Genomic DNA, 24,103 nt, shown 5'->3' on the forward strand with positions numbered 1-24,103 from the left:
TTAGCACTCAAGGGTGATGTTCGTCGACGTGAACCATCGGTTTCCAGCAACCACCGACTCTCTGTGAGGCTTCACAGTCAACTACTCCTCCCTTTCAACGCTTTATCATGTCGTAAAGAGCTATTATCCAACTTTATTTTCTTCGTAAATTTTCTCTCCATCTTCTACAACTAATTTACGGAATTCTTCTAATAAACGATTCGTATGTGGCCCTGTTCTTCCTAAACCAATCGTTCTTCCATCTACTGTCGTAACAGCAATTACTTCAGCAGCTGTTCCTGTTAAAAATACTTCATCAGCTACATATACATCGTGCCTTGTAAATAATTCTTCTCTTACGTCATACCCAAGTTTTTCACCGATTTCTAAAATTGCGTTTCGCGTAATACCTTCTAACGCTCCAGCAGAACTTGGTGGTGTAATTAATTTATTTCCTTTTACAATAAATACGTTATCGCCAGAGCCTTCAGCTACGTATCCTTGATCATTTAACATAAGTGCTTCTTGTACTCCAGCTAGTTTCGCTTCAATGCGAACTAAAATATTATTTAAGTAATTTAAAGATTTTACTTGAGGTGATAAAACATCTGGGCGATTGCGACGCGTTGCAACTGTTACAATCGGAATTCCCTTTTCATAATATTCTTGTGGGAATAAAGATAATTGTTCTGCAATTACTACTACATTTGGTTTCGTACAAGAATCGGGATCTAATCCAAGATTCCCTGGTCCTCTTGATACAACGAGTCGAATATATCCATTAGATAGTTTGTTTTGTTGAATCGTTTCAACAACGATCTTCGTCGCTTCTTCTAACGTATATGGAATTTCTAACATGATGGATTTCGCTGATTCATATAACCGGACAAGATGCTCTCTCAAACGGAAAACATTACCGCTATATACTCTAATTCCTTCGAACACCCCATCGCCATATAAATAGCCATGATCATATACTGAAACTTTTGCTTCGTCTTTTGGAACAAATTCTCCATTTAAGAAAATCCACTGCTCGTTCACTTGAAAGCGCCCCCTATGTTCTATGAATTTTTTATTGTTTCCTAGTTTACTCTCCTTTTCAAATAAATCAAGTGAATTTTTAGAAAATTTATAATTTTTAATCGTACATACATCTTTAATTATATTGATTTAACAACGTTGTTAACGTTTACAAAAAGTCAAAATATTTTTTTCGCTAATTTCCACTAAAAAAAATATTTGTTTAAGAGAAGGATTTTCGGTAAATGGTGCGAATCTATTGTATTCAATAAACGGACGTCCGATTTTATATATTCGGGAATAAACAACGACTTTTGGTGAAAAAGGGGGAAAATAACAAAAATAACGCTGTCTAAAAATAACATTCATATTTTTCATTTCGCAATCATAATCCTATTTTTAAAAAACAATTTGTCAAAATGAAGGAGGAAATAAAAATGGCGTGTGTACAAATTAAAGGAACAAGACAAGAGGTAGTAGAAATGCTGCAACTATTTGATCTAATGGATACGAAAGGGCTTTGTAAATTCAACAATTACGTAGAGGTAGAGCCTAGTAACAGAGAATATAATAACTTTACTGCTTCAATTGATATTCATTCTAATAACGCTTCAGCACAAGATACATTAAATGATCAATTCGTTAGTCAAATGCTTACTGGCGTATATAACGACTAAACATATATACTCTTCTACCATCTTTTTATAATATATGCTAAAAACTTGAGCATACTAGTAACTAGATGGTAGGAGGTGAGAATTATGGCTAGAATTGGCGTTGAAAACTCGTTAACAGATGTTCAACAAGCTCTTCAGCAACATGGACATGAAGTCGTTACACTTAACTCAGAACATGATGCACAAGGGTGCGATTGTTGTGTTGTAACTGGGCAAGATTCTAATATGATGGGTATTGCAGATACATCAATAAAAGGATCGGTAATTACAGCTCATGGTTTAACAACAGATGAAATTTGTCAGCAGGTTGAAAGTCGCATTTAAATTTTTACAAATCACAATACACAAAAGAAAGAGGGCTCCTTTTCACAAGGAGCCCTCTTTTTTATATTCACCTAACGGGAAAGTAACATATACTGGATGAAAGCCCTACCTCTCTCTCATCATTACGGTTCCACTGACCGCTCCTTGATTCACTAGTATACATATAAAGCTTACAAATACAATTTATAGGGTTTGTTCACAAAAGTTGTTGATAAGATTACCCGATCTTTCGCAAACTTTTCATATTGTATTCATAAGAGATATTCACTTTACACTAGCTGTAACCGAGACACGAATTAAAATTCTAACACCAATAAGATAAACTGTCAACTATTTTCGCAAATAAAAAACAGACATCAACGGTTTGTCTGTTTTAAAATGGAGCTTTTTCTTTTATTACATATACAACAAATCCGCTTACTAGCATAAATAAGCCGACTACCAAATTTTTGATATTAATCATAAATTCCTCTCCCTTATTTCGCACATCATATATATTTACATTTCAATTATTTCCATCGTCCTTAAGCACACTTTTTCTAATATATCACAATTCCTAAAAAATGCAAGTTCACCTTTAGCGACCGTTCACAAATTTATCTACAGTACTTGGTACAACATTTAAAGCTTTTTCGATTAAATGCGTGCTACTATTTAAATGTAATACTTGCACCCCATTAGAACCTACAACTAAAAAAGCCACCGGACTAATGGAAACACCAGCACCACTTCCACCTCCAAAAGGATGCCCTTGTTTTATCTCTTTTTGTTGCCCATGTCCACCACTATTTTTCTCATGAGAAAAATCCCCTTTAAAATCACTTCCCCCAGCTCCAAACCCGAAAGCAACTTGGGATACTGTTAATACTACATTTCCATCGGCTGTTGAAACCGGACTTCCAACAATCGTATTTACATCTACCATCTCTTTTAAATTTGTCATTGCTGTTTTCATTAAATTTTCAATTGGATGTTCCATTATGTACAGCACCCTTTCCTCATTATTCTTTTTTATACTTTCCAAAATAGAGGAAGTCATACTAAGTTTTCCTATTTCGAAAAAACAATTTTCATCTTCTAATTGGATATCACTCCCTGTCCACACCCGGATAAAAACGGTAAAGAGATACATACTATTATCGAACCTTGTTATGAAAGGAGTCATTACTTTGACTGAGAAATTTGATGAGTATAAAAAAAGAGATCGAATAGATAGTGATTATAGTGACTATAAAGAAGAATACGCAGCTGAAGTTGCACCACAGCGCATTGATTATGATAAAGACGATAAAGAGGATGTAAGATCGTCCGCCGCTGGATCAACTGCTGGCTTTATCGCTCTTGCCTTATCTATATTATCACTCTTCACCTTCCCAACACTATTTGGTCTTGTTTCTGTACTACTAGGCATTTACGCTTATAATCGTGGAGCTACAGTAACTGGTGGTACCGCAGCGATTATTGGTGGTATCGCTGCACTCATTGCAATTTTATTCCGAGCGGCGATTATTGGCTTATTGTTCTCTCTTTTTTAAAATGAAAAAGGTATCTCGCATTATGCGAGATACCTTATCCTGTAAATACATCTTCTGATGGATATTTAATTTTTTGTTTCGCTGGTCGTGCCAAAGAGAACACAAGTGTTAACGGGCCAATTAATCCACAAAACATAACAAACATAATAATACATTTTCCAAATGCCGTTAGCTTTGCAGTAATCCCCATTGTTAATCCAACTGTTCCAAACGCTGAAATCGTCTCAAATAACAATTGAATAAAACTGAAATTTTCTGTAAGCATTAATAAAAATACTGCTGTAAAAATAAGGATTTGACTAGCAACGACAATTGCTAATGCTCTTGTTACTGTCGACATTTTGACAGTACGCTGAAATAATACAAAATCCTCCTTCTTTTTAAAAAAGGAAATGACTGATGTAATTAAAATAACGAATGTCGTTAACTTAATTCCACCACCTGTCGATACACTTCCTGCACCAATAAACATTAATACCATCGTAAATAGTATCGATGACTCTTCCATACCGCCATAATCAATCGTGTTAAAGCCAGCTGTACGAGGTGTAATTCCTTGGAAGAAAGAAGCCCATAACTTTTCATTTAAAGGTAAGCTCCCTAATGTTTTCACATTATTATATTCCAATACAAAAATCACAATCATCGCAATAATGTTAAGGGCTATCGTTCCAACAATCATGATTTTTGAGTGAAGCGATAGTTTTCGGAAACTACGGCTATACCATATATCGATTAATACGGTAAACCCTAACCCTCCTATTACAATTAAAGAGCAAATCCCAATATTAATAATAGGATCTCCTACATATCTTGTTAAATTATCTGACCAAAGAGCAAAGCCAGCATTATTGTATGACGCAATAACGTGGAAAACACTATAGTACAAACCTTTTCCAAATCCAAACTCTGGAATAAAGCGAATCGATAAAAAGATGACTCCAATCAGCTCAATACAAATAGAAAAAATAAAAACTCGTTTCACTAATTTCACAAGACCACCAATACTTGTTTGATTAAATGCTTCTCCAATTAATAATCGATGGCGCAAACCAATTTTTTTACCTAATACCCAAACAATTAAAATGGCTATCGTCATAAGACCGAGACCACCTGTTTGAATTAAAAACAGAATAACAATTTGACCAAACATCGTAAACGTACTTGCAGTATCTACAACACCTAATCCTGTTACAGTCGCTGCTGACGTTGCCGTAAAGAAAGCATCTACCCAACTAATATGTACTTTCGTTGCAAACGGTAACTTTAATAACAAACCCCCGACCACAATTAAACAAAAAAAGCCTAATGCTAAAATTTGTGGTGGATTTAATCGTATAAAACGATTATACAACCCTTGTTTTTTTGCTACTTCCATGTCATTAACTCCCTTAATTTAAGTGAAGCTTTTATCCGACTAACTTAGAAAGAAACTATTAATAGCAGGATAAATCCCTATACTCTCATAATATAGTTGAGCATAATCCTTTTTTTCATAGATTTCAACTTTTATTTATATTCTAACTTCATAGCATTCATAACTCGATAACTACTATAGTAACAACTAATTCATTTATATTTTCTTTTAAATTCCTTTCCCTTTCACGCTATGTTCACATCAAAGTCACATCCGTCTTTTATAGTATACGTATCGGAGCTGTTCCTCCCTAATTTATAAGACATTCCCCAGTGTCTTGAATAGCTTCCATCCCTAATTAAATTGACATAAATTGTCCCCTTCCTTTGACCATCCGATATGTGATGGTCTTATTTTTTTGTTCTCTCTATTTTCTTACTTAAAACTCCCTTTCTCTTTCACCCTATGTTCACATTCAGGTCACATCTATCTTTTATAGTATATGTATCGAAGCTGTTCCTCCCTAATTTATAAGACATTCCCCAGTGTCTTGAATAGCTTCCATCCCTAATTAAATTGACATAAATTGTCCCCTTCCTTTGACCATCCGATATGTGATGGTCTTATTTTTTTGTCCAAATACAAAATACTATTCACACCGCTTTATCAAACATTTTGAGCCAGTCATAACCATTTGGTTCAGTACTTCTAGCTCTATAGCCTCCTAAATCAAAAAAGGAGTGACTAATGTCACTCCTTTTTTGATTTACTTCCTTTTTTAGAACGATATTCTTTTCCTTTGTTATCATTACCAGTTTCAAATTCAGTACTAAACTCCTGTTGAAATTGGCCTGATTTCGGTGAACCTTGATTACCGCTTCCTTTACTACCATTACGATTCGTCATATTTTTCCCTCCTTCCTTTATTAGTAGTATGGCGCTCTATCTTTTTTCATACACATTTTATTTTGTATCCCGATTGGTGTGGCTAGTAATCAGCAAGGATGGCCACTACTAACTAAAGTTTCATTTTATAATCTATTATGAAAAAGAGGACCTTCCACATTTAAGGAAGGTCCTCTTTTTCATAGGTAAGCGTTTTCTCATTTGTAATTACTTAAATAAGTTTTTTGGAAATAGAAATCATTACATTCATTTCTTCTTCTGAAAGTGCGGAAAATCTTTCCTGTAAATATTTCTTTTTCTCACTTTCCATTTTTGAAACTAAATCTTTTCCTTGTTCTGTAATCTCTAAATATACAACACGGCGATCTGATGTAGAACGTGAACGGGTTACAAAGCCTTTATTAATTAGTTTTTCTGTGACAGCTGTAATATGGCTATTCGATACATTTAACTCATTAGCTACACGTGATACCATTTCTTTATTCGTGCGGTTCAATATTCTAAGGACAATGAACTCATTCCACGGTATGTAACCACCAAATATTCTTCCAATATCATTACGCAACGTGCGGAACATAGCAAAAACATTTGTCGATAGTTCTTCCATTAATTGCTCTCGATTTTGAGACAATTTTGACAGCCCCTTTTATTTAATTTAGTTAAATAAAAACCTTATTAATAATTCTACATGAAATCTTACTTTTTGTCATCTTATTTTCCCATAATTCGCAGTTTTTTAGAATATATTTCATGATACAATGAAATTGATTTTCCAGAAAAAGGAGTGATTTTAATGGAGGAGGAGGAAAAGTTCTCTAATTTCAGCCTAAAAGATAAAACAATTATCATTAGTATTATTGCTCTTTTTCTCATGATATTTTTGGCATTTATATTTTTTGTATATGTAGGAATCTTTCAAATTACAGGTATAGAATACTCATCACGAACTGCTTTACTACTCTTTTTTTTATTTATCCTTCTCTTAGATGGCATTACATACTTTATCTTAATCTTCTTTAAAGTACTGTTATATCCAATGACGACAAATATGCCAAATTGGCTCTCACTTTCTCTTTTCTCAATCATCGAAATTACGCTAGATTGGTTCGTCATTCATACTGCCGATGATTGGATAGAAAGCGTACAAATGTCCAACATAGCTGAATTATGTGTCGTACTATTCTTGTTCATCTTAAATAAATTATTAAGCGATAAGACAGAGTAAGAATACAAGCTTTTCTATATAAAAATTGGTACAATGAAAGCAAATCATACTAAAGAGGTGTTAATTATGAATTTACAACAATGGGCTGATAAAGGCATGTCCTTTGATACATATGTAAATGAAATGAAAGTAAACCAATATGAACTATTACACATCTACAATAACTTTTTAATTCCAAATGAATTACTTCCCGTTCTAGAAGAACGTCAAAATGATGACTGGCGTGTTATCGTATTAACAGCTGACTGGTGTGGCGATGCTCTTTTATGTGTACCCGTTATGAAACGAATTTCTGAGGTTGCAAATATTGATATGAGACTATTAATTCGCGATGAAAATTTAGAATTAATGGATCAATACTTAACAAACGGGACTGCACGTGCAATTCCAATCTTTATTTTCATTGATAAAGACGGAAATGAACAAGCTGTTTGGGGACCACGCGCTCCAAAAGTACAAGAATTAGTAACTTCTATGCGTGCTACATTGCCAGAAAAAGAAGATCCAACATTCGAGGAAAAACAAAAAGAAATGTATACTAATTTCCGCGCTACATTAGCTGATGATACTTCGCTTTGGGAGCACGTAATGGAAAGCATGATTGAAAAAGTAGTAAAATAAAAAACCTGCCGAGTCCGGCAGGTTTTTTATTACATAAGGAAGAAATAGAATACCGCTGCTAAAATGAAACGATAATAAGCAAACGGTGTTAGTTTTACACGAGCTAATAATTTTAAGAATGAAACAATTGCAAGCATCGCAACAACGAATGCTGTAATAAATCCAGTTGCAAATAACGGTATATCTGCTGCACTTAATACATCCCAGCTTTTAAATAAATCTAAAGCACTTGCAGCTACCATCATCGGCACGGCTAAAATAAACGTATATTCCGCCGCCGCTGTATGCGAAACGCGAGCTAATAAACCACCACTTATTGTCGATCCAGAACGAGAAAATCCTGGCCAAAGTGCTAAACATTGGAACATCCCGATTGTAAATGCTTGCTTATATGTGATTTCATCTAACGTTCTTGCTGTACTTGGTTTTGAAAACTTCTCAGCAACAATCATTAAAATACCACCAGCTACTAAGCTAATAACAACCGGCCCTGGACCGAATAGAACTTTTTTAATTGCACTATGGAATAATACACCAAGAATTCCGGCAGGAATCATCCCGATAATAATATGTAATAAATTTAACGATGGCCCATCTGTTACTTTCCCTATTCCAACTAATGACCATAAACGTTTCCAAAATATAACAACAACTGCTAAAATCGATCCCAACTGGATAACAACTTCGAAAACTTTCGCTCTCTCATCTTCAAATCCAAGTAAATGACCTGTTAAAATCATATGTCCTGTTGATGAAACTGGTAAAAACTCTGTTAAACCTTCAACAGCACCCATGATTAATCCAATTAACCAATCAGCCACGAGTAGTGCCTCCTTAATAACGAATATGTAATTTTTTCACACCTTATCATAATACCTTATCCCTTTTCAAAGTGCATCCTTTTTTTATCGATTGCATATGTTGCATGCGCGTATTTCTTTTCTATTTTTTGATTAAATTGTATGATAGTAAGAGTTTGTTTTTTATGCTGAAAGGGGATTTTATGAAAGAAACTACTTCATTCTCACAAAAGTTAAAGCAATTTGTATTACTATTTTTCCCAATTTTCGTAACACAAATGTCATTATTTGCGATGAGCTTTTTTGATACGACAATGTCAGGACATGCAAGTCCTATTGATTTAGCGGGTGTTGCTATCGGAACAAGTATATGGATTCCAGTGAGTACAGGATTAACAGGAATTTTAATGGCTACTACTCCTATTGTTGCACAGCTCGTTGGATCAAAGAAAAAAGAGGACGTTCCCCACGTTGTCATACAAGCAGTATATTTAGCAATTTGTGCTAGTTTCGTTGTCATCCTTATCGGTTTCTTCGCTGTTTCACCTATTTTAAACGGCATGCGTTTAGAAGAACCTGTAGAACGTATTGCAGCACAATTTTTAAGTATTATCGCAATTGGAATTATCCCTTTATTTACTTACACAGTCTTACGTGGATTTATTGATGCATTAGGAAAAACTCGAACAACGATGATTATTACATTACTATCATTACCAATTAACGTAGTATTAAATTATGTATTAATTTTCGGTCACTTCGGCTTTCCAAAACTCGGTGGTGTTGGTGCAGCAATCGCTTCTGCGGCAACCTATTGGTGCATTTTAATTATTACCGTCATTATCATTCGTACGAAAGAGCCTTTCGCATCTTTCAATATCTTTAAACAGCTATATCGCCCTTCCCTTACAAGTTGGAAGGAATTTTTAAAACTTGGCGTCCCTATCGGATTTGCTATCTTTTTTGAAACGAGTATTTTTGCTGCTGTAACACTTATGATGAGTAATTTTAGTACGACAACAATAGCAGCACATCAAGCAGCTATGAACTTTGCTTCCTTGTTATATATGACCCCTTTAAGTTTAGCAATGGCAATGACGATAGCCGTTGGATTTGAAGTTGGAGCAAAACGATACAATAATGCGAAACAATATGGATTTATCGGCATTGGGTTAGCCCTTGCTTTCGCTCTTTTATATTCAATTCTCCTCTATTTCTTTGATGATGAAATTGCTTCTATTTATACGACAGATGCAAATGTTCACCATTTAGCAAAAGAATTTCTTATATTCGCGATTTTATTTCAAATTTCAGATGCAATTGCAACTCCAGTACAAGGAGCGTTGCGTGGTTATAAAGACGTAAATGTTACCTTAATTATGACATTGATCGCTTATTGGGTAATAGGCCTACCTCTTGGCTACCTATTAGCAACTTATACTGACTGGGCCGCAAAAGGTTATTGGATCGGTCTTATTATCGGTCTAGCATTTGGCGCAAGTTTCCTTCTTATCCGCCTTTTTCAAGTACAAAGAAAATATACAACGCAAAACAGCCGCTAATGTTATAGCGGCTGTTTTCCTCATGCATATTTTTTCTTGTAACGTGTAACATAATGAAAAAGAAAGGTGGATACATATGGACGAAAAACAAAAGAAACAATCATTCGATGAAGAATTCGCCCCTGAAATTTCACCTGGATACAGGCAAGATGTACATAAGCCACCTAAATATAAAAACACCTCTTTTTTAATGGGCATTACAATTTTCGCAGCCGTATTACTCGTACTCATCATTTTCGTTTATTTTTAATGGAAGGTGGTCTATTATATGAAGAAACAAGAGTCCAATCGTTCAAAAAGAACTGTTAAAACACAAAAAGGATATGCAGGAGATTCTGTTAATACCCTTAAACAAGTCGAACAAGGAAACTTATACATTGCTCAAAAAGAAATTGGTCAACAAAATGAAAATCTTTAAAATCCCTCTTCTTCTTGAGGGATTATTTATTGTACATACTGTTTTTGTTCTAACACCCTGAATAAATTATTAACCTTTACAATTTTCATGTCATAATGTAATTTCATTTCGTTTCTTTTACCATTTTCAGTACCAGCAACATATGCCTCAGCATGATAGCAAAAACTCTCATCCGTCACTTCATGTATCTCCTCGTTTGTAAATTTATACTCTAAATCCCGAAAACGATTTGGATAATAATTTCTCATTAATTGTTCATACCCTTTATTTACAAATAGCTCTTCGCTTTTTGTCTTCACATCTTCTTTATTATCAAACTCAAACACTGATAGTTGTGCTGTGACAAAGTGTTCTCCTACCTTTTTCATTTCTTTATGAGTCAAAGTTTCTATACTCTTGTTCTTTATTGCCTGATTTAACTCGTACTGATCTATCGATTTAAAGGCAGCAAAAACTGTCTCTTTATATGACCAAAACAAACCAAAAGCGATACATATAGAAATGATTAATATTCTTTTCTTCGTAATACACCCCACCCTCCTTCATAATGATAGTTACATTTTAACATACAGAAAGAAAATTCTGATATTATAAAGTGGAATACCCTAACTTTAACTTAGAAACGAGGAACGACTATGGACTCTTACAAACAATATATAAAAGAAGCTCTGCCCGATCTTTCTATACATTCATATACGCAAAATGAAGAAGGTTGGGATAATATAGCGGTTATTATAAATGACGAGCTACTATTTCGTTTCCCGCGAAAACTTGAATACGTAAAGCGAATTCCGTTAGAAAAAGAACTGTGCACAATTCTTACTCATTCATTACAAGAAATCGAAGTCCCTAATTATCACCTATTGTATAAGAATAATTGTGATACTGTTCCATTTTGTAGCTATTACCCTCTCATTCATGGTAAGCCGTTAACAGCTGAAATAGTGTTGCAAAACTAGAGAAAAAAGAACTTGAAGCAATTATTACACAACTCGCTACTTTCCTTGCGGCTTTACATAACATTCCTTTAAAACGTATTGAGACGTTAGGATTCCATATTGAAAAAACTATTACCTACTGGAAAAACCTACAAACGAAATTAAATCAACATCTTACTAATAGCCTCACATCTTTACAGAAAATGGCCTTAAATAGTTTATTTGAAAAATTTTTTGAATGTATAACTAAATCAACTTTTCAAAATACAATCATTCATGCTGACTTTACACATCACCACATTTTATTTAATACACAGAACAAAACAATTTCAGGGGTTATTGATTTTGGTGATGCTCAAATTGGCGATCCTGCTTTTGATTTTGCTGGACTATATTATGATTTCGGTCATGAGTTTACGATATCTGTATATGAACAATACAGTGCACTTGTTTCTCACCACGACCCATTACTCATTCACCGCATCACTACCTTTTATCAATACAGCCCTTTACTGCATAATCTTGTTTATAACATTGAGACAAATAACGAAATAGAATTTAACAAGAGTAAAGAACAATTGAAAGCGATATTACAGGGACGAGATTAAATTCTCTCCCTATATTCTCTCTCCTCATACATCATTAACTTTTTATCCATTTCAACAATAACTTCGTACAATTGAAACGCCTGTAAAATTTGCAGTTGAATTCCAAAAGGAGCATTTTGTTCTTTTAACCATTGAAATACCGTCGCTTCATCTTTCATTGCTTATTCCTCCTCTTATAAAATCTGCTACAAATTTACCGTAAATGATGAAAAGCTTTTCATGTCAATAACAAAAAAAGATGCAAAATTGCATCCTTTAATGTACGATATTTTTCTTCTGCGCTACTTCCTCTTTTACCGCTTCCACTTGACATTCACTACGAAAAGCACAACTCATGCACTCAGAACGAAAATGACGCTCTGTGTAGTGCTCAGGTTGTTGCAACATTTCTTTCATTCTATATAAATCATCCATTCCAGTTATAATATCTTCCTGTTTCGGAATGTACTCATACTTATTACCTTCTATTAAATTGATAACTTCAATTTTCCCAGGAATAACACCAAAGGCTTTATAACTGAAAACAGTCATTAGCTTCTGACAAAGAGCTAGCATTTCCTCATTTGCATCAACAACATACTTTTTAATTACAAATGATTCTGTACTCCACTCACCAACTTCAAACGTCAACGAAATATGAACACCTAACTCTTCCATATATGTTTGAAGCTTCTCATATAAAAATAACGGTGGTACCTGACTCTCATCTCTTTCAACAAACTGTAATAAGTGATCCGTTAGCTTCGCTAAGACAATATAGTACTCCGCCTTAGAAGCAAACATATTAACCCTTACTTTTTTCCAATACTTTTCTAATAGTAGTAAAAGAAAAATTTTCGTTTGTTGACCTGCAGGTACTGTGTAATATTCATTAATAATTTGATTCACAATCATTTGTGCTATTTGTTGCCATTCAAATGAAGATGGTTCTCTTCTTTTTATATGACGGAAATAAAATTTATGTGGACAACGCATAAAATCGTATAAATGATAATCTGTCATCGTTTTGATTGAGATTTTCTCATGCAATTGCTCTACATCTCCCTTCCGCCATTAAGAAAGATGTTTTACAAATTCAGCTCCAAACTGTAAACATTTTTCTACATCTTCGTCTTCTGGCGTTAATTCTACTTTTAGCCCCTCTAACACAATCACTGCCCCGCGTTCTTGTAGCTTTTCTATTAAAATATCAACTGCTGCCCCATATTTCGGATAAGCAGAATCACAAGAACCGAATACTGCCGCTTTTTTACCAGTTAAATTAATTGATTCCATTTCATCATAAAATTCTAAGAAATCATCAGGAAGGTCACCGTCTCCCCAAGTATAAGCGCCTAAAATAATACCGTCATATTGTTCTAAGATAGAAGCTTCTGGTGTATCCATAATATCAATTACTTCAATCTCATTTTCCGTTTCACGAATTGCACCCGCAATATGATCGGCCATTTCCTCTGTATTTCCACTCATACTTGCATAAATCATTACTAACTTACTCAACTGAATCTCTCCCTTTACTATGTATCGCTTTTTCTGTTTTATTTGTGCTATTCTCCTCTACATATTCAGAACGAATTACATTTCGTTGCCATTCAATATGCTTATCTACATTTTTACCTTTATCTTTTAATCCCCTTCGTAGAAGGCGAAATGTTTTTCTCATTAATATTCCTCATTCATCTAATTGATAATAATAATCAATTCTAACTATGCATTTAGATTAATTGAAATTGATTATCAAAGTCAATAACTATTTTTAAAAAATAGTTAAAATGTACAAGCTTGATCGTGAGCTATTCATATACTATAAATGAGCATAGTTCTTTCTCAACCCTCTCTGACGGAAGAAATAAAAGCAACTGCGATAGAGCGCAGTTGCCTTTTTTTATTCTTTATACGTTTCTAGTAACCTTATAGTCGTCTCTAGAAATAGTTCAACCCCATAAATTAGGGCTGATTCATCCACATCAAATTTCGGATGGTGATGTGGATAATAAGTATCGATATTTTTATTTCCTGTCCCTATTTTAATGAAACAACCAGGTGCTTTTCTTAAATACGCTGAAAAATCTTCTCCTCCCATAGAAGGTTCAAGCTTCACAACACTGTGATTTCCAAACAGTTTTATCGCGCTTTCTTCTACTATTTTCGTAATATATTCATTATTAATAACTGGATCATATCCGTAGCGATACGTATATGTATACCCCCCTCCGTGTGCTTCTGTAATTCCTTTCACGATTTGCTCAATTTTCTCTTCTGCTTCCTCTCTTAATGTTTGATTAAAAGATCGAACCGTTCCCATTAAAGTTGCTGCACTTGGAATGATGTTATCCGCTATTCCTCCATGAAATTGAGTAACTGAAACTACCCTTTGCATAAAGGCACTTGTATTTCTTGATACAATATGTTGCAAATTTGTAATGATTTGCGCTCCGATAGCAATTGGATCTATCGTTTCCTCTGGTCGTGCCGCATGACCACCCCTTCCTAAAATTTCAATTGTAAACACATCTGGCGCTGCCATCATTGGACCATATACAATTCCTATCTTCCCGCTTTCTAATCCAGACATAACATGCAAACCTATTACATAATCGACGCCTTCCATAACGCCGACCTCCACCAATTCTTGTCCGCCACCAGGATACACTTCCTCTGCATGCTGAAAAAACAGACGAATTTCTCCTGCAAAATCTTCCTTCATATTTGCTATCGTCTCTGCTGTACTTAATAAAATGGCTGCATGTGCATCGTGTCCACATGCATGCATTACACCTTTATTAACCGATGTATAAGACTTACTTGTTTCCTCGTGAATTGGTAAGGCATCTATATCAGCTCGAATAGCAACTACTTTTCCTTTTTTCACGCCCCTTTTAATTGCTAGTACACTATACTTAGTGGGTCTTGTTACTTCAAAATAAGAAAATGAACATAATGTATCATATATAAATTGTGAAGTTTCTTTTTCATGAAACGACAGTTCCGGATGTTTATGAAAATACCGTCTCCATTTAATAATATTTTCTTCTGAAATAAGACTTTTCCACTCTCTCTTCATAATAATTCCCCCTCCCTTTAAAAAGCCCTATAACTTGAAACTTTACTCAGTATCCATTGATTATTCACTCACGCCAATTCAGGAATGGAATAACATAAATTGTATTTTCACGTATTCACACAAACCACTTTCTTTTCTCATGATAAATCCATTACAAATTCATGCTGAATGTAATATAATTGCTAAGTTAGGGATTTTCTTTTTTAGTATTTAGTGCTAATATCAAAAAAGAGCCTTTTGTCTTATTTTTACCTAAAATGTGGAATTTTGTTTTTTTCACAATAATGTAGGACATGATACCTACAAAGAGCTATTATTTCATTAAGAGAGGGAAAGACATGGAAAGATTAAAAGAGATATGGTCTCGACCACTCACACAATGGGTTGCAAAGACGGTTTATTACCTTGCAATTTTATTTGCATTACTTTGGTTGTATGGATTCCATGATACAAACACAAGTACGTTTATTTACAATGAATTTTAGGGTGGGAACGTTATGAAGTTATTAGAACAAATTGAAAAGTGGGCTGCAGAAACGCCTGATCAAACCGCTTTTGTTTGGCGAGATGCGAAAATTACGTACAAGCAATTAAAGGAAGATTCTGATGCGTTAGCACATTGGATTTCTTCTGAGTATCCAGATGATCGTTCACCAATTATGGTTTATGGCCATATGCAACCTGAAATGATCATTAACTTTTTAGGATGTGTGAAAGCTGGGCATGCATACATTCCTGTAGATTTATCTATCCCAGCTGATCGTGTACAACGTATTGCTGAAAGTTCTGGTGCGAAATTACTGTTATCAGGGATAGAAGTAACTGTAACTGATTTACCCGTTCGCATCGTATCTGAAGACAACTTAAAAGATATTTTCTTTACTCATAAAGGGAACACTCCAAATCCTGAACATGCGGTAAAAGATGATGAGAACTTCTACATTATTTACACATCAGGTAGCACAGGTAATCCGAAAGGGGTTCAGATTACTTATAATTGTCTTGTTAGCTTTACGAAGTGGGCTGTTGAAGATTTCAACTTACAAACAGGACAAGTATTCTTAAATCAAGCACCTTTCTCATTCGATTTATCTGTAATGGATATTTACCCGTCGTTAGTAACAGGTGGTACACTATGGGCAATCGACAAAGATATGATTGCACGTCCAAAAGACTTGTTTGCTTCTTTAGAGCAATCGGATATACAAGTATGGACTTCTACACCATCTTTCGCAGAAATGTGTTTAATGGAAGCATCTTTCTCTGAGAGTATGCTACCAAACATGAAAACATTCTTATTCTGCGGTGAAGTGTTACCAAATGAAGTGGCTAGAAAATTAATTGAGCGTTTCCCGAAAGCAGCAATTATGAATACGTACGGTCCTACAGAAGCTACTGTTGCTGTAACAGGCATTCACGTTACAGAAGAAGTTGTAAATAAATACAAATCTCTTCCAGTTGGTTACTGTAAATCAGACTGTCGCCTTCTTATTATGAAAGAAGATGGCACGATTGCACCAGATGGTGAAAAAGGTGAAATCGTAATCGTCGGACCGAGTGTAAGCGTTGGTTATTTAGGAAGCCCTGAATTAACAGAAAAAGTATTTACCATGATTGACGGTGAGCGTGCCTACAAAACAGGTGATGCTGGCTATGTAGAAAATGGTCTTCTATTCTATAACGGTCGTCTTGATTTCCAAATTAAGCTTCATGGTTATCGAATGGAATTAGAAGAAATCGAACATCATCTTCGTGCGTGTTCTTACGTAGAAGGAGCAGTTGTTGTTCCAATTAAAAAAGGTGAAAAATACGATTACTTATTAGCAGTTGTTGTTCCTGGAGAGCATTCGTTTGAAAAAGAATTCAAATTAACATCTGCAATCAAAAAAGAACTCAATGAGCGATTACCAAATTACATGATTCCACGTAAATTCATGTATCAATCTTCTATTCCAATGACACCAAATGGAAAGGTAGATCGCAAAAAATTATTGAGTGAGGTTACAGCATGACCGCGTATGGATCATTTTATTTTTTCGCTATAGTGGGCATTTTATTAATACCTACTATCATAGCTGGATTAAAAGGTAAAATATTGCGTAAATATAATGCCGTTTTAACATTAGTAATGCTTGCTATTATCTTCTCTGATAAACCGAAGCAAGCAATGATGTTAGCCGCATTTATTATTTGGCAATATGCCCTTATTAAAGGCTATTTAATTTTAAGAAAACAAAATAATAGTACATTCACGTTTTGTATAGCTGTTATTTTATCGATTTTGCCTCTTATTTTGGCGAAAATCGCACCGTTTGCAACGTTTTTACCTGAGTTAAAGCTTGTTGTTTTTCTAGGTATATCTTACGTAACATTTAGAGCAGTTCAAATGGTATTTGAAGTTCGTGATGGTTTAATTAAAGAACTTTCTTTCTTTAACTTCTGGGAATTCGTTTTATTCTTCCCTGCGATTTCAACAGGACCTATCGATCGTTATCGAAGATTCCAAAAAGATATTCAAAAGCCACCTAGCGCTGAAGAATATCAAAATTTACTATATACAGGGCTAAATCGTATTTTCCAAGGTTTCTTGTATAAATTTATTATTGCTTATTTACTAAATCAGCATATTGTCGATACGGCAATGGCCAAACAAGATACAATTCTTTCAAATATGATTTACATGTATGGTTATAGTATGTACTTATTCTTTGACTTTGCTGGCTATAGCGCATTCGTAATCGGTGTAAGTTATATGATGGGGATTAAAACTCCAGAAAACTTTAATATGCCTTTCATTAGTCGTAACATTAAAGACTTCTGGAACCGCTGGCACATGAGTTTATCATTCTGGTTCCGCGACTTTATTTACATGCGTTTCGTCTTTTTCGCAACGAAGAAGAAGTTAATTAAAAACCGATACACAATTTCGTATATCGGTGCATTTTTAAACTTTTTCGTTATGGGAATTTGGCACATCCAAGGAAGTGCCATTGCGCAATATATTATTTACGGTCTTTACCATGCCGCTCTGTTCATCTTATTCGATATTTTCGAACGAAAAAACAAGAAGCTTAAGTTTTGGCCAAAGAATAAATTTACACATGTCCTTGCGATTGTAATTACGTTCCACTTTGTATGTTTCGGTTTCCTAATCTTCTCTGGACACCTTAACAGATACTTTTAATGCACCCTTCTTATACTATTAAGAAGTTGCACATATAATATATTTCGGATATAAAGGAGATTTTAAAAATGGCAGAATTCAAAGAGCAAGTATTAGATATTTTAGAAGAAGTATGTGAAAACGATATTGTGAAAGAAAACTTAGATGTTCAATTATTTGAAGAAGGTATTCTTGATTCTTTCGCTGTAGTATCTTTATTAGTTGAATTCCAAGAGCGTTTAGATATTGAAGTTTCTATTTCTGATTTTGACCGTGATGAGTGGGCTACACCAAACATGGTTATTAAGAAGTTGGAAGAAATCCGATGAACAAAGCAAAATTTGGTCCGATGCTTTTAGCATTGGCCCTTTTTGCTGTATTCTTACTTATTCCAACGCGCTTCCTACTTCCACTTGTAAGTGATGAGAAAGTAGAACAAGCTGCGACTTCTTTAAAAGAAGAAAAAATTCAAAGTATGATTTTACAGCAAAAGATGTTAGCAGATCCAAAATATCTTCCGATGTACGGTTCATCGGAATTCGCACGTATGGATGCTTTCCATCCATCGAATTATTTCAAAGTAAAGCCTGAAGGATTCACACCATTCCTGCTTGGACGTGGCGGAACACAAGACCTTGTACATGTATTAAACTTTGCATCTACAATGGATCAATTGAAAGATAAGAAAATGGTATTCGTTCTTTCTCCGCAATGGTTTGTACCACAAGGTATTGATGAAACGCACTTTGCACCTAACTTTTCAAAACAACAAGGTTACCACTTCATTTTCAATGATGATTTAAAACCTGAAATGAAAAAACAAATTGCAGAGCGTTTATTAAACTTTGAGATCGTTAAGAAAGAAACTTTATTAAAAATTTCGCTTGAAGGTATCGCTTATGATGATACGAAGCATAAAGTAAAAGCACTTGCTGCTAAACCTTTCGCTTATATTTATCGTAACATTTTAGATCGTAAAGATTTATTTACAGCAATGTTTGATATTAAGCCGCATAAAGAGACTCTAGATCCATCATTGAAACAAATGAACTGGGAAGAAGCTCGTAAACATGCTGATCAAACAGGTGCAGTTGAATCAGGATCTAACGAATATGGTATCGAAGATAATTACTTCAATAGCAAAATTAAGAAGAAGTTAAAACAGCGTGAAGGCTACTTAAAAAATGATGCTTATGACCAATCGCCAGAATATGAAGATTTACAACTTGTACTTGATTTATTAAAACAATCTGGTGCAAAACCACTCTTCATTTCTGTTCCGGTAAAAGGTCCTTGGTACGATTATGCTGGATTCCCGAAAGAACGACGTGAATTGTACTATAAGAAAGTTCATGAGCAAATTGAGAAAGCTGGTTATCCAATTGCCGACTTCTCAAACCATGAGTATGATAAGTACTTCTTAAAAGATCATATGCACTTAGGTTGGAAAGGCTGGGTTTACATCGACGAAGCTATCCAGCAATTTTATAAAGCAAACTAATGAAAAGACCGCTTGAATTACTCAAGTGGTCTTTTTCTATATACATTTTGTAATTGTTCAATTACGTTCTTCGCTTCTTTCATGACTCGCTCCACTACATGCCGGGCTGATTCTATTCGCGCCAATGATGATGCTTGTCCAGCCCAAAGAGACATATATTCTCCATTATTTTGCTTCGCTGATTCTTGACGTATTTTTGAAGTTAATACGTTTTGCACTGGATACATTGGTAAGTTTTCTTCTTTCCCTTCGTGCTTTTCTATAAATGTATTACGAATACCTCTTGCATATTTTCCAGAAAATGCTCTCGTTACCGTCGTGCTCGTATCTGTACTTTGTAATACTGCCTCTTTATATGCATCATGTGTAATACTTTCTTCACTCGTCAAAAAAGCTGATCCCATTTGAACAGCTTCTGCCCCTAATGCAAATGCCGCAACAATGCCTTGTCCGTTCATCACGCCACCAGCTGCTACAATTGGGATATTTGGTATTGCTGCTACTAATTGCGGAATTAACGCAAACGTGCCAATCATTGCATCTTGTTCTTTACCGATAAACGTTCCTCTATGCCCACCAGCTTCACTGCCTTGTCCGACAATAATATCTACTTCTAATTCTGCGAGTGCTTTCGCCTCTGCAACATGAGTAGCTGTTCCGAGGACCTTTATTCCTTCCCTTTTTAGAGCATCTATTTCTTCTTTTTCTAACATTTGAAATGCAAAACTAACGACTGGTACTTTTTCTTCTAATAATACTTGTAATTGCGCTTTATAGCTTTTCGGCAGCTTTAGCGCCTGCTCTTCCTCTATACCCAATTCTTTATTCACCGCCGCAAGTAATGCTTTCGCCTCTTTTATCTTTTCTTCTTCTATCTTCAACTCTTTTGTTAAAAGTAAATTAACACCAAATGGTTTATCCGTTAACTCCCTTATCTTATAAATAGCTTCACGAATTTGTTCTGGGCTCATATAACCAGCTCCAAGCGTACCTAATCCTCCGCTATTACTTACAGCTGCAACGAGTTCTGGCGTCGTAATGGCACCCGCCATCCCCGCTTGAATGATAGGATACTTCACTTGTAATATCTCTGTAACTCGGCTTGTAAACATCATTTTCCCTCCTACTCTCCTTATACCTTCTTTATATCACATGAATTCCCCTTCTTTTACAAGGATTGAACCATCACTACGCGAATATATTGAAAGAGAAGGAGGGAAGACAATGATTTATCCAAATGCATTAAAACAGGGTGACACTGTAATGATTATCGCCCCATCAGGACCACCAACAATCGAAAATATATTAAAAGGAGTGCAAGTATTAAAGGAACTGGGGTTATCTGTCCTAATTGGTAAGAGCGTATACGAGAAGTATGGCTATTTAGCTGGAAGTGATCAAATTCGTCTTGATGATATACATGAGGCATTTTCACATCCTGACGTAAAGGGAATTTTTTGTGCACGAGGTGGTTATGGAAGCGCTCGTCTCCTCCCCCATATTCAATACGAACTTATTCGAATGAATCCGAAAGTCTTTTGGGGATATAGTGACATTACTGCTTTACATATTGCTTTTTCACGTCGCGCGGGGCTTGTAACTTTTCATGGGCCGATGATTGAAGAACTAGGAAAAGGTGTCGACTCCCTTTCTCTTTCTTCTTTTCATCAACTGTTTTCTCCGTATTCATCTATTTTATCTGCCTCAGAATGCATTGTAGCATCTGATTGTATAGTGACAGGTCCATTAGTTGGAGGGAATTTAACAGTTCTAACTAGTACAATTGGATCACCATATGAAATAAACATAGACAATAACATTTTATTAATCGAAGATATTGGAGAAGAGCCATACCGAATTGATCGTATGCTAAATCAGTTGCGTTTATCAGGAAAGTTCAATGCATGCACTGGTGTTATTTTTACTAGCTGTCATGATTGTATGCCTTCAAAGCCTTCTCAATCCCTTCAATCAATCTTGTATGAATATTTCGCACCGTATAATATTCCTGTACTATTCGGTTTACCAATTGGGCATAAAAACCCAAATATCGGCATCCCTCTTGGTGTTCCGGCGACAATTAATACAAACAATAATACCGTTTCTATTTCTTCTGGCATAGCAATACCTTGCACAAATTAAAAAGGAAAAGCTATTCAGCTTTTCCTTTTACTTATAATAATTAAAAATCCGTCCAGATGCGATGTCTGCAATCTCTTCTGGAATAAATGTTTTAGTAATATCCGTACCGACATTTAATACTGCTGTTGCATCTTTATCGATGCTTTCAAATAATTCTTGACCACGGATCGTAATAAGGGGAGTTCCCTCTGGCAACACATCTTTTACAAACTCCAATTGTGTAAAGAACGGAACGATCCATCTGCCTTCTCCTTGGAAATGACGTAAACGAAGTGTTCCTTCCGTCGCCGCATCTTCTGCCTCTACTGATCCAGCAACATAAAACTCCGTTGTTAAGAGCAATTCATAAAATTCCTTTTGCTTTTGTTTATCGTTTTCTGCTAAAACAAGTACCGTTTCTATTTTCTTCACTGGAATTTGCTCCATTTGCCGCCACCCCTATTTTCAAAATAATTATACTTCGATTATACGAAATATTCTTATTTTTTTCTATATAATTCTGCAATTATTTTATCGAAATAATTTCCAATATCGCTTTCGTCGTAACGATGGTAGCAAGTTCATCATGTAGGTTTACAAGCGTCATATTATGAATATCCTCTGCACCATATTCTTTACCATCTGGTCCTTTACGGTTAAAAGTAGCCGTCGCATCACTCACTAAATATGTTGAAAAACCTAAATTACTTGCCATCCGTGTTTTCGTCTCTACACAATGATTTGTCGTTAATCCCACAATCACTACAGAGGTACAGTCTTTCTCTCGTAATTGCTCTTCTAAATTTGTCCCAATGAACGCGCTATTAACAGACTTTTGTATAATGATTTCACCTAGTATTGGTCTTACTTCTTCCTTAGAACGTACTGTTTCTGCATCTGGATGAAACATTGACTCCACATTCTCTTTATTCACATGCTGAATATGAATAACCGGTAATCCTCTTCTTCTCCATTCTTCTAACAAACTTCTCATATTATCTTCCGCAAAAAAGTTATTTCTCACACCCCAGCACGGTAAGTTAAAAGCATATTGTACATCGATAATTTCCGTAGTCTTTTTAGAATAAATTAGTTAAAAACAAAAGTAATCATCGTTGGAGCTGCTTGCTTCTGCTAAAAAAGCTATCAGAAAAAGACACTCTTATATGAGTGTCTTTTCCTTATGCGTTATAAAGCCCACCTATTTCCGTAGGTAGACTAAATGGTGTGGCACCAACAATTCGCAAATTCTGTACGCTAAGCAAATTCCGACATAAAATAAGCGGTTAAAAAGAATATTGTTCAACTAAATGGCATTGTAGAAGGAATTAAATAGTAATTGTATCAAGATTTGAATATTATACATTGGAAATAACAACTAACTTTCGGGAGGTGAACCCATATGAATAAATATAGTGTTTTTTCACTTGCTACTTTAGTAATCTTCATTGTTTTGTTTTATACAATGTTGAGTGGTGTGTCGTTAGGAACATTAGGTAAACCATTTATTATTTCCATGTTTCTGTTCCCATTATTAGGAACTTTCTTGGGACTAAAAGCAAAAAAAGGTTTAATAAAATGGCTACTAATAATACTTAACATTATTGCAATTTGTATAATCGGGTATATTTCATTACTTGCTTACGGTATTGCTGAAAGCTAATTAAAATAAAAGTGAATAAGCCGTGGTTAACAAAAGAATATGATAAAAAGAAAAATAGGACAAAATTCAACTTCCGCGATCGATAATTATGTAAATAAGCTGTCCATATGGGCAGCTTATTGTATTTTTTTCTTAGCGTGGTTTTTTCCAAAATCCTGGCGATACCTCATTTGTCTAACTCTTCCTTATGATAATTCCTTTGTAAATCTTTTTATTTAAATGTATAATTGTACCAAAAGTCGAAAATTTCAAAATTGAGGTGAACAGTATGAAAAGTTTTGGTACGTTAGTAATTTCTACCGTCCTTTCAGCAGGCTTAGTATATTATAATGTCGATTCCTTTTATAATAAATTTACATCAGGGAATACATATTACTGGGTAAACGGTATCCTAGCTGCTGGATTCTTTATATCCTTAATTATCAACATAAAAGATATCATCAAGAAAAACTACACAACTTCTGAATCGAATTAAGGAGCCTATTATGGTTCCTTTTTCTATGCAAAATAAAAAAGTAGCGGATTCGCTACTTACAATTTGTTATTTTAATGAAAGTAAACTTTTACCCAAAAGTTTACTTTCATTAAGGGGTATCGCCCCACACCCATCAACTTAAGGGA

33 protein-coding genes, 1 pseudogene and 1 other annotated feature (1 of these 35 cut by a window edge) are annotated in these 24,103 nt (G+C 34.8%); of the genes and pseudogenes, 17 read left to right on the forward strand and 17 right to left on the reverse strand.

From position 1 onward, the window contains the following. Positions 1-107: a binding site (T-box leader), on the reverse strand (it extends 120 nt beyond the left edge of the window). 16 nt (positions 108-123) lie between these two features. Together ilvE and VK90_RS31185 are read right to left on the reverse strand one after the other, a co-directional pair. After that, entirely contained in the window at positions 124-1,020 is an 897-nt protein-coding gene (ilvE, locus tag VK90_RS03805; protein ID WP_025147314.1) for a branched-chain-amino-acid transaminase, read from the reverse strand. A gap of 141 nt (positions 1,021-1,161) precedes the next feature. Beyond that, a complete protein-coding gene (locus VK90_RS31185) occupies positions 1,162-1,377 on the reverse strand; it encodes a hypothetical protein (protein ID WP_082147767.1) in 216 nt (71 codons plus the stop codon). A gap of 59 nt (positions 1,378-1,436) precedes the next feature. Between VK90_RS31185 and VK90_RS03810 the strand changes: the two genes are divergently transcribed. Both VK90_RS03810 and VK90_RS03815 read left to right on the forward strand, forming a co-directional pair. Then, positions 1,437-1,676, forward strand: a complete 240-nt coding sequence (locus VK90_RS03810; RefSeq protein ID WP_025147315.1) for a DUF3911 family protein — start codon at positions 1,437-1,439, stop codon at positions 1,674-1,676. A gap of 84 nt (positions 1,677-1,760) precedes the next feature. Beyond that, positions 1,761-2,000, forward strand: a complete 240-nt coding sequence (locus VK90_RS03815; RefSeq protein WP_002149532.1) for a YkuS family protein — start codon at positions 1,761-1,763, stop codon at positions 1,998-2,000. Between the two features lie 373 nt (positions 2,001-2,373). Here the strand turns inward: VK90_RS03815 and VK90_RS03820 are convergent, their stop codons facing one another. After that, positions 2,374-2,463, reverse strand: coding sequence for a hypothetical protein (locus tag VK90_RS03820; protein WP_000608227.1), 90 nt, complete (start codon positions 2,461-2,463; stop codon positions 2,374-2,376). A 114-nt stretch (positions 2,464-2,577) separates the two neighbouring features. Then, positions 2,578-3,039 (reverse strand): GerW family sporulation protein, encoded by a 462-nt coding sequence (gene ytfJ / locus VK90_RS03825; RefSeq protein ID WP_048370566.1) that lies wholly within the window; start codon positions 3,037-3,039, stop codon positions 2,578-2,580. A 130-nt stretch (positions 3,040-3,169) separates the two neighbouring features. Here ytfJ and VK90_RS03830 point away from each other — a divergent pair, with 130 nt between their 5' ends. Continuing rightward, entirely contained in the window at positions 3,170-3,535 is a 366-nt protein-coding gene (locus tag VK90_RS03830; protein ID WP_048370567.1) for a hypothetical protein, read from the forward strand. Positions 3,536-3,569: 34 nt separating this feature from the next. Here VK90_RS03830 and VK90_RS03835 read toward each other — a convergent pair whose 3' ends face one another. From VK90_RS03835 to VK90_RS03845, 3 genes are all read right to left on the reverse strand, one after another. Further along, on the reverse strand, positions 3,570-4,913 hold the full coding sequence (locus VK90_RS03835; RefSeq protein ID WP_048370569.1) for a TrkH family potassium uptake protein: 1,344 nt from the start codon (positions 4,911-4,913) through the stop codon (positions 3,570-3,572). Positions 4,914-5,642: 729 nt separating this feature from the next. Beyond that, entirely contained in the window at positions 5,643-5,798 is a 156-nt protein-coding gene (locus tag VK90_RS03840; protein WP_000184933.1) for a hypothetical protein, read from the reverse strand. 211 nt (positions 5,799-6,009) lie between these two features. Continuing rightward, positions 6,010-6,429, reverse strand: coding sequence for a MarR family winged helix-turn-helix transcriptional regulator (locus VK90_RS03845; RefSeq protein WP_025151148.1), 420 nt, complete (start codon positions 6,427-6,429; stop codon positions 6,010-6,012). A 162-nt stretch (positions 6,430-6,591) separates the two neighbouring features. Here VK90_RS03845 and VK90_RS03850 point away from each other — a divergent pair, with 162 nt between their 5' ends. Both VK90_RS03850 and VK90_RS03855 read left to right on the forward strand, forming a co-directional pair. Beyond that, positions 6,592-7,023, forward strand: a complete 432-nt coding sequence (locus VK90_RS03850; protein WP_048370572.1) for a regulatory YrvL family protein — start codon at positions 6,592-6,594, stop codon at positions 7,021-7,023. Between the two features lie 33 nt (positions 7,024-7,056). Next, positions 7,057-7,644 (forward strand): thioredoxin family protein, encoded by a 588-nt coding sequence (locus tag VK90_RS03855; RefSeq protein ID WP_116500262.1) that lies wholly within the window; start codon positions 7,057-7,059, stop codon positions 7,642-7,644. 29 nt (positions 7,645-7,673) lie between these two features. Here VK90_RS03855 and uppP read toward each other — a convergent pair whose 3' ends face one another. After that, positions 7,674-8,465 carry a bacitracin resistance undecaprenyl-diphosphatase gene (gene uppP, locus VK90_RS03860; protein ID WP_048370575.1) on the reverse strand — a complete coding sequence of 264 codons (792 nt, stop codon included), beginning with the start codon at positions 8,463-8,465 and terminating at the stop codon, positions 7,674-7,676. 182 nt (positions 8,466-8,647) lie between these two features. Here uppP and VK90_RS03865 point away from each other — a divergent pair, with 182 nt between their 5' ends. The 3 genes from VK90_RS03865 to VK90_RS30105 all read left to right on the forward strand — a co-directional run bounded on the left by VK90_RS03865 (position 8,648) and on the right by VK90_RS30105 (position 10,424). Continuing rightward, positions 8,648-10,006 carry an MATE family efflux transporter gene (locus VK90_RS03865; RefSeq protein WP_048370577.1) on the forward strand — a complete coding sequence of 453 codons (1,359 nt, stop codon included), beginning with the start codon at positions 8,648-8,650 and terminating at the stop codon, positions 10,004-10,006. 76 nt (positions 10,007-10,082) lie between these two features. Continuing rightward, positions 10,083-10,256, forward strand: a complete 174-nt coding sequence (locus VK90_RS03870; RefSeq protein WP_000343684.1) for a hypothetical protein — start codon at positions 10,083-10,085, stop codon at positions 10,254-10,256. Between the two features lie 18 nt (positions 10,257-10,274). Then, positions 10,275-10,424 carry a hypothetical protein gene (locus VK90_RS30105; protein WP_002171039.1) on the forward strand — a complete coding sequence of 50 codons (150 nt, stop codon included), beginning with the start codon at positions 10,275-10,277 and terminating at the stop codon, positions 10,422-10,424. 26 nt (positions 10,425-10,450) lie between these two features. On the opposite strand, the gene VK90_RS03880 is transcribed toward VK90_RS30105, so the two are convergent. Then, positions 10,451-10,960 (reverse strand): hypothetical protein, encoded by a 510-nt coding sequence (locus VK90_RS03880; RefSeq protein ID WP_048370578.1) that lies wholly within the window; start codon positions 10,958-10,960, stop codon positions 10,451-10,453. 99 nt (positions 10,961-11,059) lie between these two features. On the opposite strand from VK90_RS03880, the pseudogene VK90_RS03885 reads away from it, so the two are divergent. Then, positions 11,060-11,970: pseudogene (locus VK90_RS03885) on the forward strand (aminoglycoside phosphotransferase family protein). Here VK90_RS03885 and VK90_RS30110 read toward each other — a convergent pair. From VK90_RS30110 to VK90_RS03905, 5 genes are all read right to left on the reverse strand, one after another. Then, entirely contained in the window at positions 11,967-12,128 is a 162-nt protein-coding gene (locus VK90_RS30110; protein WP_002171036.1) for a hypothetical protein, read from the reverse strand. The pseudogene VK90_RS03885 and the gene VK90_RS30110 overlap by 4 nt on opposite strands. Positions 12,129-12,225: 97 nt before the next feature. Further along, positions 12,226-12,999, reverse strand: a complete 774-nt coding sequence (locus VK90_RS03895; protein ID WP_048370580.1) for a hypothetical protein — start codon at positions 12,997-12,999, stop codon at positions 12,226-12,228. 24 nt (positions 13,000-13,023) lie between these two features. Continuing rightward, positions 13,024-13,470 carry a flavodoxin gene (locus tag VK90_RS03900; RefSeq protein ID WP_048370582.1) on the reverse strand — a complete coding sequence of 149 codons (447 nt, stop codon included), beginning with the start codon at positions 13,468-13,470 and terminating at the stop codon, positions 13,024-13,026. After that, the gene (locus VK90_RS30115; protein ID WP_165615142.1) at positions 13,463-13,633 is read right to left on the reverse strand and encodes a hypothetical protein; all 171 of its coding nucleotides are present in this window, start codon (positions 13,631-13,633) and stop codon (positions 13,463-13,465) included. Before VK90_RS30115 ends, VK90_RS03900 begins: the two co-directional genes overlap by 8 nt. Positions 13,634-13,855: 222 nt before the next feature. Beyond that, a complete protein-coding gene (locus VK90_RS03905; protein WP_048370583.1) occupies positions 13,856-15,034 on the reverse strand; it encodes an amidohydrolase in 1,179 nt (392 codons plus the stop codon). 338 nt (positions 15,035-15,372) lie between these two features. Here VK90_RS03905 and VK90_RS03910 point away from each other — a divergent pair, with 338 nt between their 5' ends. The 5 genes from VK90_RS03910 to dltD all read left to right on the forward strand — a co-directional run bounded on the left by VK90_RS03910 (position 15,373) and on the right by dltD (position 19,698). Further along, on the forward strand, positions 15,373-15,519 hold the full coding sequence (locus tag VK90_RS03910) for a teichoic acid D-Ala incorporation-associated protein DltX (protein ID WP_000440293.1): 147 nt from the start codon (positions 15,373-15,375) through the stop codon (positions 15,517-15,519). Positions 15,520-15,531: 12 nt separating this feature from the next. Then, complete coding sequence (dltA, locus tag VK90_RS03915) at positions 15,532-17,046, forward strand: D-alanine--poly(phosphoribitol) ligase subunit DltA (RefSeq protein WP_048370586.1); 1,515 nt, start codon at positions 15,532-15,534, stop codon at positions 17,044-17,046. Further along, positions 17,043-18,218 (forward strand): D-alanyl-lipoteichoic acid biosynthesis protein DltB, encoded by a 1,176-nt coding sequence (dltB, locus tag VK90_RS03920; RefSeq protein ID WP_048370588.1) that lies wholly within the window; start codon positions 17,043-17,045, stop codon positions 18,216-18,218. Before dltA ends, dltB begins: the two co-directional genes overlap by 4 nt. A gap of 68 nt (positions 18,219-18,286) precedes the next feature. Further along, positions 18,287-18,526 carry a D-alanine--poly(phosphoribitol) ligase subunit DltC gene (gene dltC / locus VK90_RS03925; protein WP_000807310.1) on the forward strand — a complete coding sequence of 80 codons (240 nt, stop codon included), beginning with the start codon at positions 18,287-18,289 and terminating at the stop codon, positions 18,524-18,526. Next, entirely contained in the window at positions 18,523-19,698 is a 1,176-nt protein-coding gene (gene dltD, locus VK90_RS03930) for a D-alanyl-lipoteichoic acid biosynthesis protein DltD (protein WP_048370591.1), read from the forward strand. Before dltC ends, dltD begins: the two co-directional genes overlap by 4 nt. Before the next feature lie 17 nt (positions 19,699-19,715). Here the strand turns inward: dltD and VK90_RS03935 are convergent, their stop codons facing one another. After that, on the reverse strand, positions 19,716-20,810 hold the full coding sequence (locus VK90_RS03935) for an NAD(P)H-dependent flavin oxidoreductase (RefSeq protein WP_048370592.1): 1,095 nt from the start codon (positions 20,808-20,810) through the stop codon (positions 19,716-19,718). Positions 20,811-20,922: 112 nt separating this feature from the next. Between VK90_RS03935 and VK90_RS03940 the strand changes: the two genes are divergently transcribed. Continuing rightward, on the forward strand, positions 20,923-21,840 hold the full coding sequence (locus tag VK90_RS03940; protein WP_048370594.1) for a S66 peptidase family protein: 918 nt from the start codon (positions 20,923-20,925) through the stop codon (positions 21,838-21,840). Between the two features lie 27 nt (positions 21,841-21,867). On the opposite strand, the gene VK90_RS03945 is transcribed toward VK90_RS03940, so the two are convergent. Both VK90_RS03945 and VK90_RS03950 read right to left on the reverse strand, forming a co-directional pair. Then, the gene (locus VK90_RS03945) at positions 21,868-22,266 is read right to left on the reverse strand and encodes an SseB family protein (RefSeq protein ID WP_048370596.1); all 399 of its coding nucleotides are present in this window, start codon (positions 22,264-22,266) and stop codon (positions 21,868-21,870) included. Between the two features lie 79 nt (positions 22,267-22,345). Then, positions 22,346-22,909 carry a cysteine hydrolase family protein gene (locus VK90_RS03950; RefSeq protein WP_048370597.1) on the reverse strand — a complete coding sequence of 188 codons (564 nt, stop codon included), beginning with the start codon at positions 22,907-22,909 and terminating at the stop codon, positions 22,346-22,348. Positions 22,910-23,221: 312 nt separating this feature from the next. On the opposite strand from VK90_RS03950, the gene VK90_RS03955 reads away from it, so the two are divergent. Beyond that, the gene (locus VK90_RS03955) at positions 23,222-23,482 is read left to right on the forward strand and encodes a hypothetical protein (protein WP_002171023.1); all 261 of its coding nucleotides are present in this window, start codon (positions 23,222-23,224) and stop codon (positions 23,480-23,482) included. Positions 23,483-23,750: 268 nt separating this feature from the next. After that, positions 23,751-23,957, forward strand: coding sequence for a hypothetical protein (locus VK90_RS03960; RefSeq protein WP_048370598.1), 207 nt, complete (start codon positions 23,751-23,753; stop codon positions 23,955-23,957). Positions 23,958-24,103: the final 146 nt, after the last annotated feature.

The organism is Bacillus sp. LK2 (assembly GCF_001043575.1).
GTDB lineage: Bacteria > Bacillota > Bacilli > Bacillales > Bacillaceae_G > Bacillus_A > Bacillus_A paramycoides.

Excerpts from the sequence above, each read along its gene's own strand:
- dltD (WP_048370591.1), top strand. The coding sequence starts at position 18,523 with ATGAACAAAGCAAAATTTGGTCCGATGCTTTTAGCATTGGCCCTTTTT.
- VK90_RS03945 (WP_048370596.1), bottom strand. The coding sequence starts at position 22,266 with ATGGAGCAAATTCCAGTGAAGAAAATAGAAACGGTACTTGTTTTAGCA.
- VK90_RS03910 (WP_000440293.1), top strand. The coding sequence starts at position 15,373 with ATGGAAAGATTAAAAGAGATATGGTCTCGACCACTCACACAATGGGTT.
- VK90_RS03810 (WP_025147315.1), top strand. The coding sequence starts at position 1,437 with ATGGCGTGTGTACAAATTAAAGGAACAAGACAAGAGGTAGTAGAAATG.
- VK90_RS30110 (WP_002171036.1), bottom strand. The coding sequence starts at position 12,128 with ATGAAAGATGAAGCGACGGTATTTCAATGGTTAAAAGAACAAAATGCT.
- VK90_RS03820 (WP_000608227.1), bottom strand. The coding sequence starts at position 2,463 with ATGATTAATATCAAAAATTTGGTAGTCGGCTTATTTATGCTAGTAAGC.
- ytfJ (WP_048370566.1), bottom strand. The coding sequence starts at position 3,039 with ATGACTTCCTCTATTTTGGAAAGTATAAAAAAGAATAATGAGGAAAGG.
- dltC (WP_000807310.1), top strand. The coding sequence starts at position 18,287 with ATGGCAGAATTCAAAGAGCAAGTATTAGATATTTTAGAAGAAGTATGT.
- VK90_RS03940 (WP_048370594.1), top strand. The coding sequence starts at position 20,923 with ATGATTTATCCAAATGCATTAAAACAGGGTGACACTGTAATGATTATC.
- VK90_RS03955 (WP_002171023.1), top strand. The coding sequence starts at position 23,222 with ATGAATAAATATAGTGTTTTTTCACTTGCTACTTTAGTAATCTTCATT.
- dltA (WP_048370586.1), top strand. The coding sequence starts at position 15,532 with ATGAAGTTATTAGAACAAATTGAAAAGTGGGCTGCAGAAACGCCTGAT.
- VK90_RS03840 (WP_000184933.1), bottom strand. The coding sequence starts at position 5,798 with ATGACGAATCGTAATGGTAGTAAAGGAAGCGGTAATCAAGGTTCACCG.
- VK90_RS03935 (WP_048370592.1), bottom strand. The coding sequence starts at position 20,810 with ATGTTTACAAGCCGAGTTACAGAGATATTACAAGTGAAGTATCCTATC.
- VK90_RS30105 (WP_002171039.1), top strand. The coding sequence starts at position 10,275 with ATGAAGAAACAAGAGTCCAATCGTTCAAAAAGAACTGTTAAAACACAA.
- VK90_RS31185 (WP_082147767.1), bottom strand. The coding sequence starts at position 1,377 with ATGAAAAATATGAATGTTATTTTTAGACAGCGTTATTTTTGTTATTTT.
- VK90_RS03850 (WP_048370572.1), top strand. The coding sequence starts at position 6,592 with ATGGAGGAGGAGGAAAAGTTCTCTAATTTCAGCCTAAAAGATAAAACA.
- VK90_RS03865 (WP_048370577.1), top strand. The coding sequence starts at position 8,648 with ATGAAAGAAACTACTTCATTCTCACAAAAGTTAAAGCAATTTGTATTA.
- VK90_RS30115 (WP_165615142.1), bottom strand. The coding sequence starts at position 13,633 with ATGAGAAAAACATTTCGCCTTCTACGAAGGGGATTAAAAGATAAAGGT.
- VK90_RS03960 (WP_048370598.1), top strand. The coding sequence starts at position 23,751 with ATGAAAAGTTTTGGTACGTTAGTAATTTCTACCGTCCTTTCAGCAGGC.
- VK90_RS03855 (WP_116500262.1), top strand. The coding sequence starts at position 7,057 with ATGAAAGCAAATCATACTAAAGAGGTGTTAATTATGAATTTACAACAA.
- VK90_RS03870 (WP_000343684.1), top strand. The coding sequence starts at position 10,083 with ATGGACGAAAAACAAAAGAAACAATCATTCGATGAAGAATTCGCCCCT.
- dltB (WP_048370588.1), top strand. The coding sequence starts at position 17,043 with ATGACCGCGTATGGATCATTTTATTTTTTCGCTATAGTGGGCATTTTA.
- VK90_RS03835 (WP_048370569.1), bottom strand. The coding sequence starts at position 4,913 with ATGGAAGTAGCAAAAAAACAAGGGTTGTATAATCGTTTTATACGATTA.
- VK90_RS03905 (WP_048370583.1), bottom strand. The coding sequence starts at position 15,034 with ATGAAGAGAGAGTGGAAAAGTCTTATTTCAGAAGAAAATATTATTAAA.
- VK90_RS03815 (WP_002149532.1), top strand. The coding sequence starts at position 1,761 with ATGGCTAGAATTGGCGTTGAAAACTCGTTAACAGATGTTCAACAAGCT.